Below are 20,246 nucleotides of genomic sequence, written 5' to 3' on the forward strand. Positions count from 1 at the left end.
GTACCTAAAGTAACGCTGAAGAGAGAATCATTTTGCGGTTTAAAATGAAGCAGAATCTAAACTGGTATGACTACAAATTGAGGAACAAGTCACAGTTGCAAAGCTATTTTTCAACATTAGCAGTGTAAATCATAACCACATTGGATTAGGCTATAATACTCATCCATCCTTATCTTCTGCGCTGTAATAGCGTCATCTTTATATAATACGGCTCTCTAATGACTGAAAAATCGCGCGGTCTTCATATGCCTTTCCATCTTCAACCGAGTGGGTTAGTGAGGCGTTTTTTGACCCAAGATAAAACACCTGTTTCTGTTCTGTTTCTTTCTGCTCTCGTCGGTATTCTTGCCGGTTTAGTAGGTACACTATTTGAAATTGGTGTGCGATGGGTTAGTGAGCAACGGACTGTATGGCTACGCGATGAAATCACTAGTGTGCTGCCATTATGGTTAGCTGCCTTCCTTGTGAGTGGTATTTTAGCATTTATCGGTTATTTTTTAGTGTGTCGTTTTGCTCCTGAAGCGGGGGGCTCTGGTATTCCTGAGATTGAAGGTGCGATGGATGAAATGCGCCCTGTTCGCTGGTGGCGGGTTATTCCAGTGAAGTTCTTTGGTGGTTTAGGCGCGTTAGGTTCAGGTATGGTGTTGGGCCGTGAAGGTCCGACAGTACAGATGGGCGGTAATATTGGGCGTATGATTTCCGATATTTTCCGTTTAAAAGATAAAGAAGGTCGCCATTCATTACTTGCTGCTGGTGCTGCTGGTGGCTTGGCTGCTGCGTTTAATGCCCCGATGGCGGGGATTATGTTTGTTATCGAAGAGATGCGGCCGCAATTTCGTTACAGTTTAATTTCGGTTAAATGTGTCATGATTTCGGCAATGATGTCGACGATTGTGTTTCGGTTTATTTCCGGCCAAAGTGCGGTTATTACCATGCCGCAATATGATGCTCCGGCACTAACCTCGTTGTGGTTATTCTTGCTATTAGGGCTGCTATTTGGTGGTTTTGGGGTCGTTTTTAACCGCTTAATTATTTTCACCCTCGATTGGTTTGTTAACATTCACCATAATAATCGTACCCGTTATTTAATTACTGGTGGATTGTTAGGTGGCTGTTTTGGTCTATTATTACTGTATTTTCCAGAGCTAACTGGCGGCGGTGTCTTCCTTATTCCACCGGCCACCAATGGTGATTACAGCTTAAATATGCTGTTGCTGTTGTTTTTTGCGCGGATTGTGACAACATTATTGTGTTTTGGCTCGGGTGCTCCAGGTGGTATCTTTGCGCCAATGTTGGCATTAGGCACCCTGTTTGGTACGTTTTTTGGCACCGTGGCACTTGAAATGTACCCTCATTTAGGGATTGCACCGGGCTTATTTGCTATTGCTGGTATGGGAGCATTATTTGCAGCTACCGTGCGTGCTCCTATTACGGGTATTTTATTGGTTATCGAGATGACCAATAACTATCACCTCATTTTGCCATTAGTGGTAACAACATTAGGCGCAACCATGATGGCCCAAATGCTTGGTGGTCAGCCGATTTACTCCCAATTGCTTCACCGTACCATTAAAAAAGAAAAATTAGGCCACGATTCACCACATGATGCACCTGTTGAGACGGCTAATACTTGAACACAATAGTCAGGTATTAGATAATCAACTTTAATTAATGGAAGTGTTTGAGAGGTTTTGTAATGAGCGATGTTAATTTGCCGCTGACTTTTTCTGATGTGGCTGCGAATAAAGTAAAAACGCTTATCGCTGAAGAAGAGAACCCAGAATTAAAACTACGAGTGTATATTACAGGTGGTGGTTGTAGTGGGTTTCAATATGGCTTTACCTTTGACGAGAAAGTCAATGACGGTGATATGACCATTGAAAACAGTGGTGTAACGTTAGTGGTTGATCCAATGAGCTTACAGTATTTAATCGGCGGTGTTGTTGACTATACTGAAGGCTTAGAAGGCTCACGCTTCTTTGTTAATAATCCGAATGCAACAACAACTTGTGGTTGTGGAGCATCATTTAGCGTCTAACGCGATGAGTTATCACTGCCATTAAAAAAGCCGTCAATTTGACGGCTTTTTTTGGTTGTAACATCAGTAAAAATTAGTGTTGCGGCAGTAAAATTGCATTTTTCGCTAATAAACTACTGTAGCTTGCGACTTGTCCAAGTTGTTGCTGTGCTTGTTGCTTAAACACCGTTTGCGCCGCTCCTGATAGCGAATGCGCTTGAGGTAAATCGACAGTGCGCGGATTTTGATGCTTGCCATTAACTAAGAATTCATAATGTAAATGCGGGCCCGTTACGCGACCTGTGCCACCGAGAGTACCAATGGTTTGTCCTTGCTTTACTCGTTGGCTGCTTTTTACCATGCGCTTGGTCATGTGCAAATACTTGGTAACGTAATTACCATTATGGCGAATAAAGACGTAGTTACCGTTAAATTGGTTATAACCCGATTGCATCACCACTCCATCACCTGCCGCCCAAATTGGGGTGCCGACTGGAGCTACATAATCGGTGCCACGGTGTGCTTTTACTTGTTTCGTTACAGGGTGTAGACGGCGCGGGTTAAAGTTTGAACTCACATAGCGAAAATTAATCGGTGAACGTAAAAATGCCTTACGCATCGCTTGGCCATTTTTATCATAATACTTACCGTCTTGATGACGTACGGCAGTAAAAGTTTGTCCCATATTGGTAAATGTCGCAGCAAGAATATCGCCATGATCAATCGCATTTCCGTTGAGGTAATGTTGCTCAAACAGCACTTCAAATTTATCGCCGGCTCGAATATCAAGCGCAAAATCAATATCCCAGCCAAACAGGGCTGCGATTTCCATGATTTGATTAGCGGTTAAGCCTGCTTTATCGGCGGCATTCCAAAAACTAGAATCAATTGTTGCTTGAGCGTAGTTGGTTTGAGTTTCGATTTGTTGCTTATCAATCGAGGCCGTAAAATCATCACCATCAGACGTGCGTTTTACCACCAAGGTTTCAATGTTGTTTAATGGTTGGTGTAATTCAATAAGCTTACCGGCATCATCAAAACCAAAATTGAGATTATCCCCTGGGCGTAACGAAACCAGCTTTTTAGTGTTATCACAGGTTGCAACAACTTGATGTAATAACACCGTGTCTAAGCCAACATTATCAAATGCTACAGCTAAGCTTTCACCATTTTTGATGGTGTGAGTTTTCCATGCTAATGCTGAATAGGGTGTTGGCTTTGTTGTTACTGCTGCTGTGGATGTTGAGGGTAAAACTAATGGATAATGTTGGCCTAGTTGATATGTAGGCTCATTTTTTGTTGGCGGCTCTGCATAAATATCAGGTGCCATAATTAAGGCAATAACGGCACTACTGATGACTCCGATCAGTATTTTATTTATTCTTGGCATACGAGGTAAGGAGCTTCCATTCATAACAGTATTAAAAAAAAATAAATAAATAATATTAAGTGTAACGGGTTTTAATATAAGCGGCTATTGAAGCCAAAAAAATCGAGATTGTTTTTTATAAATTTGTCGAACTAATCAAAAATGGTCATTTTTACAACAAAATTTATGTAATGTTATCGTCCTGAAATCATCATTCTTATCTACTGAGAGCCTGCTTTTTTTAATAAGTTCATTTTAGTAAGCTTAATTTTTAGCTTTGATCGTTAGGGTCTCTGCTAAATTCAGTCTATCATCACAAATTAATGTTCATTTTTCTGACATAGACTGGCCATGGAATCGATTCAACATATTATTACTGAACTCACGCCATTGCTGCAGCAGTATGGCTATTATATTTTAGCGCTGGCGATTGCCGTTGAAGGTATGGGGATTCCTGCACCTGGACAGTCATTATTAGTGGTTGCGAGCTTATTAGCTGCATCCGGTAAAATGTCATTGCCTGCAGTGCTTATGGTTGGTTGGAGCGCAAGTTTTATTGGTAATAGCATTGGCTACTTTATTGGACGTCAATTTGGGCATGTGTTAACCCGAAAGCAATGGATTAAACCTAAAACATTGACCAAGTTGCATGGCTTTATTGATCGCTATGGCATGTTAGGGCTGATCATTAGTCGTTTTGTTGAAGGGATTAAACAATTTATGTGTATTGGCTGTGGTATTGCCGCTATGCCAGCAAAATTGTTTTTTACCGGTAACTTTTTAGCGGTGACAGTATGGTTACTTGTTTTTGGTGTTGCCCCGGCTTATTTACGTGACGAAGTTGCACCTATACTCGCGTTTTACCATAAGTATCAAACTCAATGTTGGATGGTAGTTGCGGTGATAGTTGTTGCAATTACATGGCTGGTTTACCGTCGTTTTCAGCGTAGTCGAGTTGCGATTGAAAAGTAACTTTGGAATCGGCTGCAACAAAAAATCGCCATGCTTGCACGTGAAAGTGCAAGCATGGCGGTTTTTTATTAGGTTATCTATTTAATTTCGCAGTGCAAAAGTTGGCAGTGAAAGATTCCAACGAATAGCGGCTAAACGAATCGATAAGGTGGTGATAATACCCATAATGGCTGCCATTGAGGGTAATACACCGAGTGTTAAGCTTAGCGTGTGGACAATACCGCCTATAATACATGCTGTTGCATACACCTCGGTACGAAAAATCATCGGTACTTCGCGACCTAATACATCACGAATAACGCCGCCACCACAACCAGTAATCACGCCCATAATCACCGCAACTAATGGTGATGCACCATAACGTAATGATTTTTCGACCCCGATAGCAACGAATACGGCAAGTCCAATCGCATCAGCAACGGGTAGAAAATACCATGGCATTCGTCGTGGACGTTGAGTGGCAAGCATGGTGATAATACAGGTAATAAAAATCACCCATAAATAGTTAGTATCGTGAATCCAAAATACCGGTGTTGCCCCTAATGCCATATCTCGAATAGTACCGCCACCAATGGCTGTCACACTTGCAAGTACGACGACGCCAAACGGATCCATACGTAACCGTCCAGCCATGAGTACACCCGATGCGGCAAAAATTGCAGTGCCGAACATATCGAGAAAATAAATGAGCATCTCTGTACCTACAAGAATAAAAGAAGTTGAGTAAAGCGGCTGAGATTGTACGAATTAATTCGCAACGCACAACAGCAATTAAATGCTTTGTGAAGTTATTCACAGGGTTTATCACAATAGTGTGATTAGTGATCGTCTCGTACTTGATTGAGTAACGTGCAGACTTGTTTAATCGCTAATAATGTTCGTGGTGTGGGTCGGTTTAACCAATTAGCGTTTAATTGATAAATATGATGTTGCTTAACTGCGGCTAATTGCTGTTGCCATGGTGCCCATAATTGCAGCGTTGTTGTTATTGACTGCGGACTAAATATTACTTGCGGTTGGCGAACGATGACCTGTTCTTGATTAACCTGAGGGTAGGCGACACGGCTATTAGCAAAAATGTTTTCGCCACCACAAAAACGAAAGATTTGACTTGGCCAGCCACTATCGGCCACCGTCATTAATGGGGTTGAGCTTAATTGATAAAAATAACGCACTTTAGATTTATTATGATTGGCTATTTTTAGTTGCTGTAATTGTTGGTTAAATGCTGCCGCCGCTTGAAGTGCGACTTGTGGCGAAGCTGCATAATGGCTTAGTTGTGTTAATGTTTTCGGTATATCTGCCAATGTTTTTGGGTTTGAGTAAATGATCTTGATCCCCAATTGTTGTAAACGAGCAAGTTCACGGCTGGGGTTGCCACCTTGCCAGGCTAAAATTAAATCGGGCTTTAAGGCTAAGATCCGTTCCATTTTAAGGCCACGATAATTGGCAACCCGCTCCAGTTTTTTTGCCGCCGGTGGGTAATCGCTATAGGCACTTGCTGCAATAAGTTTATTACCTAAACCGGCTGCATAAGCCATTTCAGTCGTATGGGGTGATAAGCTGATAATACGTTGCGTTTGTTGCGCGAGAGTGGCTGCAGTGCTTGAAAAACTGGCGCAGATTGCCAGCATAAATAAAACCAATAACCGCACTATAAAACTCCACCGAAAAAGTATAACAATAAGCTTTCAACGATAATCCACGCATACAGTCGTTGTGTGATAAGTTGCTGGATTTGTGAAAGATGTAACGCAGCAGGAGCGATTCTCCCCCCCAGACGTGGCCGTTGCATTTTTATATTATTATAAATTGCAGGGCCTCCCAGTGATAACGCTAGTTTGTGTCCTATGGCAACTAAAAGCCAACCAGGACCGGGTAAATGCCAATGCTCACCTTGCTGACGTAAGCCTTGTATTGCAGCGCGGCTATTATGACCGACACTGATCAATAACGCCAATAACCGTAATGGAACGATATCAACGATGGCAGCAATGCGAATCGCGGGGTATCCAAACACGGCATATTGAGCCCGTGTTGGTGACCATGCACGCGCAAGACTGATGGCTAATCGATATAAAATCGCGCTAATGCCGCCGCCAATAGCATACCAAAATAGCACTCCAACCACATGCCGACCGTAACTTAAAATAATGGTTTCAGCGCCCGCTTTCCCTAAACCAAGCAGTGAAAGTACAGTAGTATTACGATTAATATGTGGCGCGAGCAATTGGCGACAGTGGTCTTTATCGTGGCGATTATAGGCATGATTAAATTGACGGCTAAGATCGGCGGTATGATGCCAATCAAGGGCAAGCCATAACAGTGTCAATTGAAAGAGGGTTGAATACCAAACTAATTCATTGATAGCAATTAACAATACCAAGGCTGTTAACCACATTAATGCCCATGCTAAATAGCCTGCTAATAGACGTTGTGAGTAGCTTTCATGAGGATGGTTGACGCGAGTGGCAATCAATAATGCTAACCGCTGCCAAATACGTAATGGATGTAGCTGGTGTGGAATAGGTAAGAACCAATGTAATAATAACGCTCCCCACAAAGCTAGCAGGGAGCTATTGGTTGTCAATGAGGCGATAAATGCCGAAGTTGTCATCAGTAGTTATCATCTCATTGATGTTATTAGTTTAACAATTCAACCATTTTAGCAACCATTACAGAAGAGCTTTGTGCTGCAAGTGGTAGGAACTCATCAAAGCTCATTGGTGATTCTTTGTCGGCAACATCAGAAATTGCGCGTACAACCACAAATGGCACTTTAAATTGGTGACAAGCTTGAGCAATCGCCGCAGCTTCCATTTCAACTGCAACCACGGTTGGGAAATGAGTACGAATAAAGTTTTGTTTTTCTGTTGAACATACAAATGCATCGCCAGTACAAATCAAACCACGTACCGCATGTGGTGGTTGTGGCAATGCTGCAAGTGCTTGCTCGGCAACAGACATTAATTTTTCGTCAGAAAGGAATGCTGCTGGTTGCTGTGCCATTTGACCAATTTCGTAACCAAATGCCGTTACGTCAGCATCGTGGTAACGTACTTCGGTAGAAATAACCACATCACCAACGTTTAGACTTGACTCAAAACCGCCGGCAGAGCCGGTGTTAATCACTACATCAGGCTGAAAAGTTTCAAGCAAAACCGCAGTACCTACCGCTGCTGATACTTTACCAATACCTGATTGTAGTAAAGCAACGTCTGCGCCGTTTAGTTTACCAGTATAGATAGTACAACCTGCTTTATTATGTGTTTCGCAGTCAGTCAGTTGATCTTTAAGGATGGCAACTTCTTGTTCCATCGCGCCAATAATGCCGATTTTCATGAATGGTATCTCTTGTTGATGAGGGCACGAACAGTGCTGATATAACCAAGATTGTAGCATGAGCGATAATCATTATTCCAAAACTCTCGTGTCAACGGCTTTAATCGTTGTAAATACACAGCAAATGCAAACTGCAACTGCTGTGTTGATTGTGACAGGTAATGACTAAAGTGTTTTATAGGTCTAAATAATCAAGGATACCATCAGCGGCTTTGCGGCCTTCATCAATAGCTGTAACGACGAGATCAGAACCGCGCACTGCGTCACCGCCAGCAAAGATTTTAGGGTTGGTGGTTTGAAAAGCAAACTCAGTGTCTGTGGCTTTAATACGCCCCCATTGATCGAGTTCAACATCATAAGGTGCTAGCCAAGGCATTGCATGAGGCTGAAAACCAAACGCCATGATCACCGCATCTGCTGCGAGTCGATGTTCACTACCTGCAACGGGTTCTGGACGACGACGACCAGCAGTATCTGCTGCGCCTAATGCGGTCTTCACCACATCAACGCCAATCACATTACCGTTATCATCAACCGCAATTGCTAATGGTTGTAGATTAAAAGCAAAGTTAACCCCTTCTTCACGGGCATTTTTCACTTCGCGTTTTGAACCGGGCATATTGGCTTCATCGCGGCGGTAAGCACAAGTAACGGTTGTTGCCCCTTGACGAATTGAGGTACGGACACAGTCCATGGCGGTATCACCACCACCAAGCACAACCACATGCTTATTCTTCATATCAATAAACGGTTGTTGCTGCTCCAACTCCATCACTCGGTAAGTGTTAGAAATTAAAAATGGCAGCGCATCATACACACCAGTAGCATTTTCATTTTCCAGCCCTGCTCGCATGTTTTTATAGGTGCCTACCCCTAAGAAAACCGCATCATAATCAGCCAGTAGCGTTTCAATACTGATATCTTTACCCACTTCAGTATTGAGTTGGAATTCAACCCCCATTTCAGTAAAGACACGGCGGCGATTGACCATAATGTCTTTTTCTAATTTAAATGACGGAATACCAAATGTGAGTAGACCACCAATTTCAGGGTAGCGGTCAAACACTACCGGTTTTACGCCATTACGAACCAGAACATCAGCACAAGAAAGTCCAGCAGGGCCAGCGCCAATGATGGCGACTTTTTTATCGGTTAATTCGACATTGGACATGTCTGGCTTCCAGCCCATTTCAAATGCTTTATCGGTAATGTATTTTTCAACATTACCTATGGTGACAGCACCAAAATCGTCATTAAGAGTACAGGCTCCTTCACATAAACGATCTTGCGGACATACACGACCACACACTTCTGGCAGGGTGTTGGTTTGGTGTGATAACTCAACCGCTTCAATAATGCGGCCTTCATTGGCAAGTTTTAGCCATTGTGGAATGTAGTTATGTACTGGACATTTCCATTCACAATAAGGGTTACCACAATCTAGGCAGCGATCAGCTTGTGCGCCCGCTTGTTGCTCGGTAAACGGCTCATAAATTTCAACAAATTCAATCTTACGAATTTGGATTGCTTTTTTAGGAGGGTCGATACGCTCGACATCAATAAATTGGTAAACATTCTGGCTCATTGGCTATCCCTTCCTTATTGTGCCTGAAGACGCAGTTCAGATTCTGAACGACTTTGATGACCTAGCAGGGTGTTGATATCTGCTGATTTTGGTTTGGCAAGATAGAACTTTGGAATCCATTGCTCAAAGTGGGTCAGAATATCATTTGCATGTGCTGACGCTGTTTCTTGCCAGTGGCGGTCAATCAAACCACGTAAGTGTTCTTGGTGGATCTTTAATTTATCGAGAGAGATGGCTTCAATCAATTCTGGGTTTACACGACCAGCAAAATCACCATCTTGATCAAGAATATAAGCAAAACCACCTGTCATGCCGGCACCAAAGTTAACGCCAGTTTTACCTAAGATCGCCACGATACCACCAGTCATATACTCACAGGCGTTGTCGCCAGCACCTTCTACGACAGCAATTGTACCTGAGTTACGGACCGCAAAACGTTCACCAGCTTTACCCGCAGCAAACAGTTTGCCGCCTGTCGCACCGTATAAACAGGTGTTACCGATGATCGTTGCATCACTAGATTTAAATGCTGAACCTTGCGGTGGGCGAATTGAAATAACACCGCCAGTCATGCCTTTACCAACGTAGTCGTTAGCATCACCGGTTAAGTTTAGGTTAAGTCCGCCAGCATTCCAGACCCCAAATGATTGTCCAGCAGTACCGATAAAGTGCAGTGTGATCGGTGCTGATGCCATGCCTTGGTTACCGTAACGGTTAGCTATTTCACCTGATAAACGGGCACCAATTGAACGGTCGGTATTGCAAATAGGGAAGTGATACTCTCCACCACTGCGATTTTCGATGGCACTTAACGTTTGCTCTAACAATTGTTGGCTTAATTGCGCGTCATCAAAGGGGGTGTTGGCTTCGCTACAATATAAAGTTTTACCTGCTTGCGGTGTTGGTGCCACCAGTAATGGGCTTAAATCAAGTTTTGACTGTTTGGCGGTAAAGCCATCAAGTTGTTGTAATAGATCTGTGCGACCAATTAAATCGGTTAACTGCTTAACCCCAAGTTGGGCTAATAATTGCCGTACTTCTTCACCGACACCAATAAAGTAGTTCATTACTTGTTCTGGTAATCCTTTAAAGAAATCACGACGCAGTTTTTCATCTTGAGTCGCAACACCAGTTGCACAGTTGTTGAGGTGACAAATACGCAGATACTTACACCCAAGCGCGACCATAGGTGCGGTACCAAAACCAAAGCTTTCGGCACCTAAAATGGTTGCCTTAACCACATCAAGCCCCGTTTTTAAGCCGCCATCCACTTGCAGACGGATCTTGTGGCGCAGACCATTGGTAACCAATGCTTGTTGAGTTTCGGCTAATCCAAGCTCCCACGGGCTACCGGCATATTTGACCGATGTTAGCGGGCTTGCACCAGTACCACCGTCATAACCTGAAATGGTGATTAAATCGGCATAAGCTTTGGCAACACCGGTCGCGATAGTGCCGACCCCAGGTTCAGACACCAGTTTGACTGACACTAACGCTTTGGGATTGACTTGTTTGAGATCGAAGATCAGCTGCGCCAGATCTTCAATCGAATAAATATCGTGATGCGGTGGCGGTGAAATTAATGTCACCCCTGGTACGGCAAAACGTAACTTGGCAATTTCAGTGGTGACTTTATGGCCGGGAAGCTGACCACCTTCACCTGGTTTTGCACCTTGAGCGACTTTAATTTGAATCACATCGGCATTGACTAAGTAATGCGGTGTGACCCCAAAGCGGCCTGAGGCAACTTGCTTAATGCGAGAATTACGCTCATTACCAAAACGGCGTGGATCTTCGCCTCCTTCACCAGAGTTAGAACAACCACCTAAACGGTTCATCGCAATCGCTAATGCTTCGTGGGCTTCTGGGCTCAGGGCACCAATTGACATTGCTGCTGAGTCAAAACGCTTATACAACTCAGTCGCCGCTTCAACCTCCTCAAGCGCAATCGAACTGTCGGTATGTGTTAAGGCTAATAAATCACGAATAGCCGCTACAGGGCGATGGTTTACTTGATCGGCAAAGGCGAGATAATCTTGATAGTCGCCAGATTTAACCGCTTTTTGTAACGTCGAAACCACATCTGGGTTATAGGCGTGGAATTCGCCGCCGTGAACATATTTTAGTAAACCACCGTGATCAATCGGTTTGCGCTTTAGCCACGCCTTTCGAGCAAGGTTATGTAAGTCTTGTTGAATGTCACTAAAGTCGGCGCCTGCAATGCGACTAGCGACACCTTTAAAGCACAATTCAATAATGTCATCGCCCAAACCAACCGCTTCAAATAACATTGAACAGCGATAAGAAGAGATGGTTGAGATGCCCATTTTTGACATGATCTTAAACAGGCCTTTATCGATACCATTACGATAATTGGTCATTACATCGCGGTACGACTTATCAATTACCTTAGTATCAATCATTTTTGCCAGTGATTCATAAGCAAGGTAAGGGTAAACCGCGGTCGCACCAAAGCCAAATAACACCGCAAATTGATGTGGATCGCGTGCTGTGGCTGTCTCTACCACAATATTGGTATCACAACGCAAATTGTTATCAACCAAGCGACGCTGCACTGCACCAACTGCCATTGCTGCTGGAATCGGTAACGTGTCGGGGCTAATTGCGCGATCAGATAACACGATCAGTACCGCGCCTTGCTCAACGAGTTGTTGGGCTTTATCACACAGACTCACAATCGCTTGCTCAAGATCGGTATGTTGAGGATCAAAATTAATATCAAGCTGGTTGCTGGCGTAGTATTGCTGATCAAGATCGAGTAATTGTTTAAAGTCGGAATGGAGTAATACTGGCGACTTAAATGTCACTCGCTGAGCATGACTATCGGTTTCGCAGAACACATTAATTTCACGACCAATACAGCTGGCAAGTGACATTACATGCTTTTCACGTAAAGGATCGATCGGTGGATTGGTAACTTGCGCAAACATTTGACGGAAGTAATCAGTGATTGGTCGCTGTTGTGATGATAATACTGCCATTGGCGCGTCATCACCCATAGAACCGGTCGCTTCTTGGCCATTTTCACCCACCACTCGTAGCACTTGATCGAGTTCTTCGCGGCTAACGTTAAATTGTTTGTGATGGGTATTTAGCTGATTATCATCCAAGCTGCGTTGGCCGATGTGGTCATCACCTAACTCTTCAAACGGGGTTAAATGTTGGACATGGGTGTCCATCCATTGCTTATAGGGATGGCGACTCATGAGTTCGTTATCGATATCTTGAGAGTGCCAGATTTTAGCAAATTTAGTGTCAATAACTAACAGCTCACCGGGGCCAACCCGGCCTTTTTCTGCGACTTCATCGGGAGTGTAATCCCAAATGCCGACTTCAGAGGCGATAGTGATCAGTTTATCTTTAGTGATCACATAACGTGCTGGACGTAAGCCATTACGATCAAGGTTACATGCCGCATAGCGACCATCTGACATTACAATGCCAGCGGGGCCATCCCAAGGTTCCATATGCTTGGAGTTAAAATCATAGAAAGCCCGTAGTGCTGGATCCATATCGGGGTGATTTTGCCATGCAGGTGGCACTAACATTCTCATGGCGCGGAACAAATCCATGCCGCCAGCTAAGAATAGCTCCAGCATATTATCAAGGCTAGATGAATCGGAACCGGTTTCATTAACAAACGGCGCGGCTGTTTTTAAATCAGGTAACAGTGGCGAGCTAAATTTATAGGCTCGTGCTCGCGCCCATTGACGGTTACCAGTAATGGTATTAATTTCACCATTGTGGGCTAAATAACGGAAAGGTTGTGCTAATGGCCATCGTGGCTGAGTATTAGTTGAAAAACGTTGATGAAATAAACAGATCGATGACTCTAAACGAATATCACCTAAATCTTGATAAAATTTAGGTAGATCGGCGGGCATAAATAACCCTTTGTAGACCGTAACTTGAGTTGAAAGGCTACAAATATAGAAATCTTTATCAGCAGTAATGCGTTTTTCAATGCGACGTCGAGCAATATAAAGTCGACGTTCAATATCACGTGGCTTCCAGCCTGCGGGCGCATTAATAAATACTTGCTCAATGGTTGGCAGAGATTGTTGCGCGATAGGGCCAAGCACACTTGGGTTAATCGGCACTTCACGCCAACCTGCAATCGATAAGGTTTCAGTGATTAACTCTTGATTGATAATTTCGCGCGCTTGTTGTGCTAGTACCGGATCTTGGCTAAGAAAAATCATCCCTACCGCAAATTCGCGAGATAAATTCCACTGTTTTTCTGCGGCAATAATACGATAAAAATTATCGGGTTTTTTGATTAATAAGCCACAGCCATCGCCAGTTTTGCCATCGGCGGCGATACCTCCTCGGTGGGTCATGCGATCGAGGGCTGATATCGCAGTTCGAACAAGTTTATGGCTGGTTTCACCTTCAATATGGGCGATAAGACCGAAACCACAGTTATCTTTCTCTAGTGATGGGTTATACAGTGACATTGCAATTCTCCGTTGCGCCTGCTTGTTACAAACAGTTTTACTGTAAAATCGCAATCAAGTGAGATCACGCATTTTACTTCCTACGATATTTCAAACTAACGATAATTTACAAAAAGGTCAAATGTTGCTAACAAATGATATTTATCACTGCTAAGTGGGTTTTATTAACTTTAACTATCTGAAATAAAATTATATTCGTTACAGTTGTAAGTTTTTTATCGGTAAAAATACAGCGCTAATGACTGGTTGTTGTGGCTAAAATAGCACTAAGTTTGGTTGTTGTTGGTGGTTAATGTGATAAAGCATGGCGGGGGATAATCTTCTGCACTGTAAGCAATAAAAAAGCCAGCATTGATAAGCTGGCTATTTATTTTAGTAGAATCTGGTAACAATAAAGTTTACGAAAGCATCAATGAATCTGCTTTTGCTTCGAGATTTGAGTTGCCCATCAGATAACCATCAATGGCACGTGCTGATTCGCGACCTTCGTTAATACAGCGTACTACCAGTGATTGTCCAGTTCGCATATCGCCAGCGGCAAATACGCCTGCTTGGCTAGTGGCAAAATTGTCAGTGGCAACATTGCCGCGATCGTCGAGTTGAATATTTAATTGCGCTAAAACACCCGTTGGTTCTGGGTGAAGAAAGCCCATCGCTAAAAATGCCATATCACAAGCGATAACTCGCTCGGTCCCTGCCACTTCTTCAAAGCTAGGTCTTGCGCCGGGTTTGGCATCTTGCCAAGCAATATCTGCAACCCGTAGCCCTTTGACATTGCCGTTACCATCATCAATAAATTCTTTGGTGAGAATATTCCAATAACGATCACAGCCTTCTTCATGCGAAGTTGATGTTTTCATTATCATTGGGTATGACGGCCATGGCTGATTCGCTGGGCGCTTTTCTGGCGGTAATGGCATGATCTCAACTTGGGTGATACTTGCTGCACCATGACGGTTTGAAGTACCTACACAGTCAGAGCCTGTATCACCACCACCAATCACTACTACATGCTTATCTTGTGCATAAATTTCTGCAGTTTTGAGATCCATATCATTGGCACGACGGTTATTTTGGGCGAGAAACTCCATCGCAAAATGAACCCCATTAAGCTCGCGCCCCGGAATCGGTAAATTACGTGGTACGGTTGAGCCGCCTGTTAATAAAATCACATCAAATTCTTGGCGTAATTGTTGAGCATTAATATCGACCCCGATATGAGCATTGACTTCAAATTTGACTCCAGCTTGTGCCATAAGGTCGATTTTACGATCAATGATATCCATACCGAGCTTAAAGTCGGGAATACCAAACCGCAGTAAGCCACCGACCTTTTCATCGCGCTCAAACACTGTCACGCTATGACCTGCGCTATTTAGCTGTTCAGCAGCAGATAAGCCTGCAGGTCCAGAACCAATAATGGCAATGGTTTTACCGGTACGTGAACGAGGGATCTTAGGTTTGGCATAACCTTCACGATAAGCGGTTTCAACAATGGTTTTTTCGATATTACAGATAGTAATTGGATCTTGATTGATACCAAGTACACAGCCACTTTCACAAGGGGCTGGACATACTCTACCTGTGAACTCTGGAAAGTTATTGGTTGAACTTAAAATGTTCCACGCTTCTTCCCAACTATCACGGTAAACCGCATCATTAAATTCAGGAATGATGTTACCGATTGGACAAGCGTTATGACAAAACGGTACACCACAGTCCATACAACGTGATGATTGCTGTTGAATTTTGTCACCAAACTCCTCGTTAAGAACAAACTCTTTGTTATCCTGAATACGAACACTTGGATCTAACTTACTTGGCAGTTCGCGGCCAAATTCTAAAAATCCCGTAGGCTTACCCATTGATGGCCTCCAACGTTTCCTTGTTTTGAGCGGCAGCTTGACGCTGTTGTAATACGGCTTTGTAATCCCTTGGCATTACTTTTCTCATCTGGTTGAGGTTAGCCTCAAAGTTAGATAAGAACAGCTCTGCAACCGTACTACCCGTTAATTCAATATGTTTGGTTAACATATCAAGTAGCAGTGCTTTATCTTCAGTTTCGATAGGGTCGAGGTCGACTAATTCAGCATTGAGTTTGGTTTCAAAATCACCAAATTGATCCCACACATAGGCAACACCACCACTCATACCGGCAGCAAAGTTGCGTCCAGTTTGACCAAGAATGATTGCGATACCGCCGGTCATGTATTCACAGCCGTGGTCGCCGATACCTTCGACAACCACTTTAGCGCCAGAGTTACGAACACAGAAACGCTCACCAGCAAGACCGCGAATATAAGACTCACCTGAGGTTGCACCGTAGAAACACACATTACCAACCACAATATTATCTTCGGCAATAATGTCGGAGTGGCTATCAGGGTAAAGCACTAATGTTCCACCTGAAAGTCCTTTACCCCAGTAGTCATTAGCATCGCCTTCAACGGTAAATTGCACCCCTTTAGCTAAGAATGCACCAAAACTTTGACCTGCAGAGCCGTTAAACTTAACCGTCATCGGTAGTGGTAAGCCTTGATCTTTATACACTTTAGATATTTCATTGGATAGCATAGTACCGACACTACGATCAGTGTTGATGATCGGTAGTTGTGCTGTAACTGCTTCACCTTTGGTGAGTGCTGGTTGCGCCAGTTGGATCAGGGTGCGATCAAGCACCTGCTCTAGACCGTGATCTTGCTGACGCTGGTTATAAATGCCATCTTCAGCACGTGGCGGTTGAATGTGCAGTACCGGGCTAAGATCAAGATTTTTGTATTTCCAGTGACCGATATCATCACGCAGTTTTAGTTTCTGCGCTTGGCCAACCATTTCATCAATGGTGCGGAAACCAAGCTCAGCCATCACTTCACGTAAACCTTGTGCCATGTATTGGAAGAAAGTCACTACGTCTTCTACGCGACCATCAAAACGCTCACGTAGCGTTTTGTTTTGCGTTGCGATACCAACAGGGCAGGTGTTTTTATGACATTTACGCATCATGATACAGCCTTCAACAACCAATGCTGCGGTTGCGACGCCCCATTCTTCAGCACCGAGTAAGGTGGCAATCGCAAGATCGCGCGGGGTTTTCATCTGGCCGTCAGACTGCACCACAATGCGGTTACGTAAACCATTTTTTAGTAGTGTTTGGTGGGTTTCAGCCAAGCCAAGTTCCCATGGTAAACCAGTATGACGAATCGATGACATCGGTGATGCGCCAGTACCGCCATCAAAGCCTGCAATCAGCACTACATCGGCTTTAGCTTTAGCAACACCTGAAGCAATGGTACCAACACCTGCTTCTGAAACGAGTTTGACGTTAACACGACCAGCACGGTTAGCATTTTTTAAATCATAGATCAGCTGGGCTAAATCTTCGATGGAATAAATGTCGTGGTGAGGCGGCGGTGAAATTAAACCAACGCCAGGGGTTGAGTGACGGGTCGCACCGATCCAATCATCAACTTTATCACCGGGTAGCTGACCACCTTCGCCAGGTTTTGCGCCTTGGGCCATTTTAATTTGCAGTTCAGCCGCATTGGTAAGGTAGTAAGAGGTAACCCCAAAACGACCAGATGCAACCTGTTTGATTGCCGAGCGTTCCCAATCACCGTTGTCTTTTTTATCAAAACGAATCGGATCCTCACCGCCTTCGCCGGAGTTAGATTTAGCGCCAATCCGGTTCATGGCAACCGCGAGGGTTGAGTGCGCTTCATAAGAAATCGAACCAAAGCTCATTGCACCAGTTGCGAAACGCTTGAGAATATTTTCAATCGGCTCTACTTCATCAAGTGCAATTGCCCCGGCAGGATTGCTGACAAAATCTAATTGGCTACGCAGTGTGGCGGCGTTGTCACCTTGATCATCAACCGCTTTAGCATATTGCTTAAACTGGGCGTAATCTTTTTCACGGGTCGATTGCTGCAGTAATGAAATGGTTTCAGGGTTAAATAAGTGCTTTTCACCACGTTGTTTCCACTGATAGACACCACCGACATCGAGGATTTGCACTGGAATTTCACGGGTAGGGTAGCCGACACGGTGACGCACCAGTACTTCTTGCGCGATGTCATCAATGGTGAGACCTTGAATTCGTGTCACAGTACCGGTGAAGTATTTATCAACAACAGCTTTACTGATACCAAGTGCCTCAAAAATTTGTGCACCATGGTAAGACTGTAGCGTTGAAATACCCATCTTAGAGAAAATCTTCAGTAGCCCACCGTTTACCCCTTTGCGATAGTTATCAAATAAGGTATCGGTCGGTAGTTGTGGATCAAGCTTACGTTTATGTTGCAGATCAACCAGTGTTTCTGTGACCAAATAAGGGTTGATGGCATTGGCACCGTAACCAATAAGGGTGGCAAAGTGGTGAGTTTCACGCGCATCACCGGTTTCAACCACGATGTCACACTTGGCACGTAGACCTTTACGGATAAGATGGTGATGAACAGCACCGACCGCGAGCATTGCTGGAATAGCAGCATGGTTAGAGTTAACCGCACGATCAGTCAAAATAATGATTGAGTAACCATCAACCACTGCATCTTCAGAATACTGACAAATACGCTTTAGCGCTCGATCCAGTTTGCCTTGTTCGCCACTGGCTCGAAATACAATATCCAATGTTTTTGATTGCAGGTGTTCATTATCAATCGCGCGAATTTTTTCTAACTCAGCATTGGAAAGAACCGGTGATTCAAGCTCAACTTTATGACAGTGCTCAGGGGTTTCTGTGAGTAGATTTTGATCTTTACCTAAATAGGTATTGAGCGACATCACCATTCGCTCCCGAATTGGATCGATAGGTGGGTTAGTCACCTGCGCAAATAACTGCTTAAAGTAATTTGATAAATGTTGTGATTGGTGTGACAACACTGCTAATGGCCAATCGGCACCCATTGCACTAAGAGGCTCATAGCCAGTGTTGGCTAACGGTACGATAATATCGTTAATTTCCTCTGAGCTAACACCAAAGGCTTGTTGATGATGTAATAAGCGTTCAGGGGTTGGCTGGTGGTACATGTTGTCAGCGTCAGGCAGTGTTTTAAGCGTCAGCAGGTTGTCTTTGATCCATTGCTCATAAGGCTGTGAGGTTGCAATGCTATCTTTGACTTCTTCATCTGAAATAATGCGCCCTTGCTCAAGGTCGGCAACAAAAATACGGCCAGGTTGTAAGCGGCCACGGAATTGAACATTTTCAGGTTCAATTTTTACTACCCCAGATTCTGATGCCATGATCAGAAAATCATCTTTAGTGACCGTATAGCGCGATGGACGGAGGCCATTACGGTCAAGAGTCGCTCCAACTTGCACACCATCAGTGAAACAAACAGAGGCGGGGCCATCCCACGGCTCCATAATATTGGCGTGGTACTGGTAGAAAGCACGACGCTTAGGATCCATACTGGTATTTTCTTGCCATGCTTCAGGGATCAGCATCATTAATGCGTGCGGTAAGCTACGTCCTGAAAGTACCAATAACTCTAGTGCCATATCGAAATTAGAAGAATCTGAACTGCCTTCCTGACAAATAGGCAGCAGCATATCGAGTTCTTGTTGACTGAATAAGTCAGATTCAAGAATGGCTTCGCGAGCTTTCATCCAATTAAGGTTGCCACGAACGGTATTAATTTCACCATTATGGGCGATATAACGGAAAGGTTGCGCTAAGCGCCAGCGTGGAAAGGTATTGGTCGAAAAACGAGAATGGACTAATGCTAACGCTGTCACCATTGCTGGGTTTTGTAAATCAAGGAAATACTGTGGTACTTGGGCTGTGGTGAGCTGACCTTTATAAACTAAGGTTTTATATGATAATGAGTTAATGTAGAAATCATCACCAATATTAGACACGCTCTCTAAACAAACCCGTACAGTATAATTACGTAATACATACAGTTTACGTTCTAACACCGCAGGATCGAGGTTGGCGCCACCTGTAATGAAAACATGTTCAAATTGAGGTTCGGTACTTAGAGGATCTTCGCCAATCATTGAGTTATCGACGGGCAATACACGGTAGCCAATAACCTCTAAATCAAGGCGTTTAGCATTACGTTCAAGAATATCACGGCATTGTTGACGTTTATGTTCATCTTTTGGAAATAATACCACCCCGACACCGTATTGGGTAAAAGTGGGCAGTTTAATGCCGAGCTTAACGGTTTCTTCTAATAAAAATTCGTGGGGTTTTTGCAGTAAAATTCCGGCACCATCACCACTGCTAGGATCACAGCCTTGACCACCTCGGTGCTCCATACGTGCCAGCATATCGAGAGCCTGAGTGACAATTTGGTGAGATTTACGATTTTTAAGGTGGGCAACAAAGCCGATACCACAGGCATCGTGCTCTAATTCAGGCACATAAAGTCCCTGAGCATTAAGCTCTTGAGCTGTCATAGATACATCCTTCCAGTTACATCAAGCCATATTCCTAAGACTTGGTTATCCCTAATTTATTATCACTACCAATTAGCA

At 43.9% G+C, this 20,246-nt stretch carries 12 protein-coding genes; 3 read left to right on the forward strand and 9 right to left on the reverse strand.

Annotated features, from left to right (window positions below; genetic code table 11):
- Positions 1–245: 245 nt before the first annotated feature.
- Both clcA and erpA read left to right on the forward strand, forming a co-directional pair.
- The gene (gene clcA, locus G6R09_RS15450; protein WP_373423720.1) at positions 246–1,634 is read left to right on the forward strand and encodes a H(+)/Cl(-) exchange transporter ClcA; all 1,389 of its coding nucleotides are present in this window, start codon (positions 246–248) and stop codon (positions 1,632–1,634) included.
- Between the two features lie 62 nt (positions 1,635–1,696).
- Positions 1,697–2,038 (forward strand): iron-sulfur cluster insertion protein ErpA, encoded by a 342-nt coding sequence (gene erpA / locus G6R09_RS15455; RefSeq protein ID WP_060997610.1) that lies wholly within the window; start codon positions 1,697–1,699, stop codon positions 2,036–2,038.
- Between the two features lie 73 nt (positions 2,039–2,111).
- Here the strand turns inward: erpA and G6R09_RS15460 are convergent, their stop codons facing one another.
- Entirely contained in the window at positions 2,112–3,431 is a 1,320-nt protein-coding gene (locus tag G6R09_RS15460; protein WP_065169113.1) for a peptidoglycan DD-metalloendopeptidase family protein, read from the reverse strand.
- Between the two features lie 306 nt (positions 3,432–3,737).
- On the opposite strand from G6R09_RS15460, the gene G6R09_RS15465 reads away from it, so the two are divergent.
- Positions 3,738–4,358 (forward strand): DedA family protein, encoded by a 621-nt coding sequence (locus G6R09_RS15465; protein WP_065169114.1) that lies wholly within the window; start codon positions 3,738–3,740, stop codon positions 4,356–4,358.
- Between the two features lie 81 nt (positions 4,359–4,439).
- Here G6R09_RS15465 and G6R09_RS15470 read toward each other — a convergent pair whose 3' ends face one another.
- The 8 genes from G6R09_RS15470 to gltB (G6R09_RS15505) form a co-directional block, all read right to left on the reverse strand.
- On the reverse strand, positions 4,440–5,051 hold the full coding sequence (locus tag G6R09_RS15470) for a TRIC cation channel family protein (RefSeq protein ID WP_060997613.1): 612 nt from the start codon (positions 5,049–5,051) through the stop codon (positions 4,440–4,442).
- Between the two features lie 125 nt (positions 5,052–5,176).
- A complete protein-coding gene (btuF, locus tag G6R09_RS15475) occupies positions 5,177–6,013 on the reverse strand; it encodes a vitamin B12 ABC transporter substrate-binding protein BtuF (protein WP_065169115.1) in 837 nt (278 codons plus the stop codon).
- Positions 6,013–6,975: a cobalamin biosynthesis family protein gene (locus tag G6R09_RS15480; RefSeq protein ID WP_163923409.1), complete on the reverse strand. Its 963-nt coding sequence runs from the start codon at positions 6,973–6,975 to the stop codon at positions 6,013–6,015. Before G6R09_RS15480 ends, btuF begins: the two co-directional genes overlap by 1 nt.
- A 26-nt stretch (positions 6,976–7,001) precedes the next feature.
- Positions 7,002–7,700 carry a 5'-methylthioadenosine/S-adenosylhomocysteine nucleosidase gene (gene mtnN / locus G6R09_RS15485; protein WP_065169205.1) on the reverse strand — a complete coding sequence of 233 codons (699 nt, stop codon included), beginning with the start codon at positions 7,698–7,700 and terminating at the stop codon, positions 7,002–7,004.
- 175 nt (positions 7,701–7,875) lie between these two features.
- Positions 7,876–9,285, reverse strand: coding sequence for an FAD-dependent oxidoreductase (locus tag G6R09_RS15490; RefSeq protein ID WP_065169117.1), 1,410 nt, complete (start codon positions 9,283–9,285; stop codon positions 7,876–7,878).
- A gap of 14 nt (positions 9,286–9,299) precedes the next feature.
- Positions 9,300–13,763: a glutamate synthase large subunit gene (gene gltB / locus G6R09_RS15495; protein ID WP_163923412.1), complete on the reverse strand. Its 4,464-nt coding sequence runs from the start codon at positions 13,761–13,763 to the stop codon at positions 9,300–9,302.
- Between the two features lie 398 nt (positions 13,764–14,161).
- On the reverse strand, positions 14,162–15,628 hold the full coding sequence (locus G6R09_RS15500; RefSeq protein ID WP_163923415.1) for a glutamate synthase subunit beta: 1,467 nt from the start codon (positions 15,626–15,628) through the stop codon (positions 14,162–14,164).
- Positions 15,621–20,168, reverse strand: coding sequence for a glutamate synthase large subunit (gene gltB / locus G6R09_RS15505; protein ID WP_163923418.1), 4,548 nt, complete (start codon positions 20,166–20,168; stop codon positions 15,621–15,623). Before gltB (G6R09_RS15505) ends, G6R09_RS15500 begins: the two co-directional genes overlap by 8 nt.
- Positions 20,169–20,246 lie beyond the last annotated feature (78 nt).

The organism is Photobacterium sp. Alg240-V54 (genome assembly GCF_900537155.1).
Classification (GTDB): Bacteria; Pseudomonadota; Gammaproteobacteria; order Enterobacterales; family Vibrionaceae; genus Photobacterium.

What these genes read in the sequence shown, in the direction of transcription:
- G6R09_RS15470 (WP_060997613.1), bottom strand. Translation starts at nt 5,051, where the DNA reads ATGCTCATTTATTTTCTCGATATGTTCGGCACTGCAATTTTTGCCGCA.
- G6R09_RS15490 (WP_065169117.1), bottom strand. Translation starts at nt 9,285, where the DNA reads ATGAGCCAGAATGTTTACCAATTTATTGATGTCGAGCGTATCGACCCT.
- clcA (WP_373423720.1), top strand. Translation starts at nt 246, where the DNA reads ATGCCTTTCCATCTTCAACCGAGTGGGTTAGTGAGGCGTTTTTTGACC.
- G6R09_RS15500 (WP_163923415.1), bottom strand. Translation starts at nt 15,628, where the DNA reads ATGGGTAAGCCTACGGGATTTTTAGAATTTGGCCGCGAACTGCCAAGT.
- mtnN (WP_065169205.1), bottom strand. Translation starts at nt 7,700, where the DNA reads ATGAAAATCGGCATTATTGGCGCGATGGAACAAGAAGTTGCCATCCTT.
- erpA (WP_060997610.1), top strand. Translation starts at nt 1,697, where the DNA reads ATGAGCGATGTTAATTTGCCGCTGACTTTTTCTGATGTGGCTGCGAAT.
- gltB (WP_163923418.1), bottom strand. Translation starts at nt 20,168, where the DNA reads ATGACAGCTCAAGAGCTTAATGCTCAGGGACTTTATGTGCCTGAATTA.
- G6R09_RS15465 (WP_065169114.1), top strand. Translation starts at nt 3,738, where the DNA reads ATGGAATCGATTCAACATATTATTACTGAACTCACGCCATTGCTGCAG.
- gltB (WP_163923412.1), bottom strand. Translation starts at nt 13,763, where the DNA reads ATGTCACTGTATAACCCATCACTAGAGAAAGATAACTGTGGTTTCGGT.
- G6R09_RS15460 (WP_065169113.1), bottom strand. Translation starts at nt 3,431, where the DNA reads ATGAATGGAAGCTCCTTACCTCGTATGCCAAGAATAAATAAAATACTG.
- G6R09_RS15480 (WP_163923409.1), bottom strand. Translation starts at nt 6,975, where the DNA reads ATGACAACTTCGGCATTTATCGCCTCATTGACAACCAATAGCTCCCTG.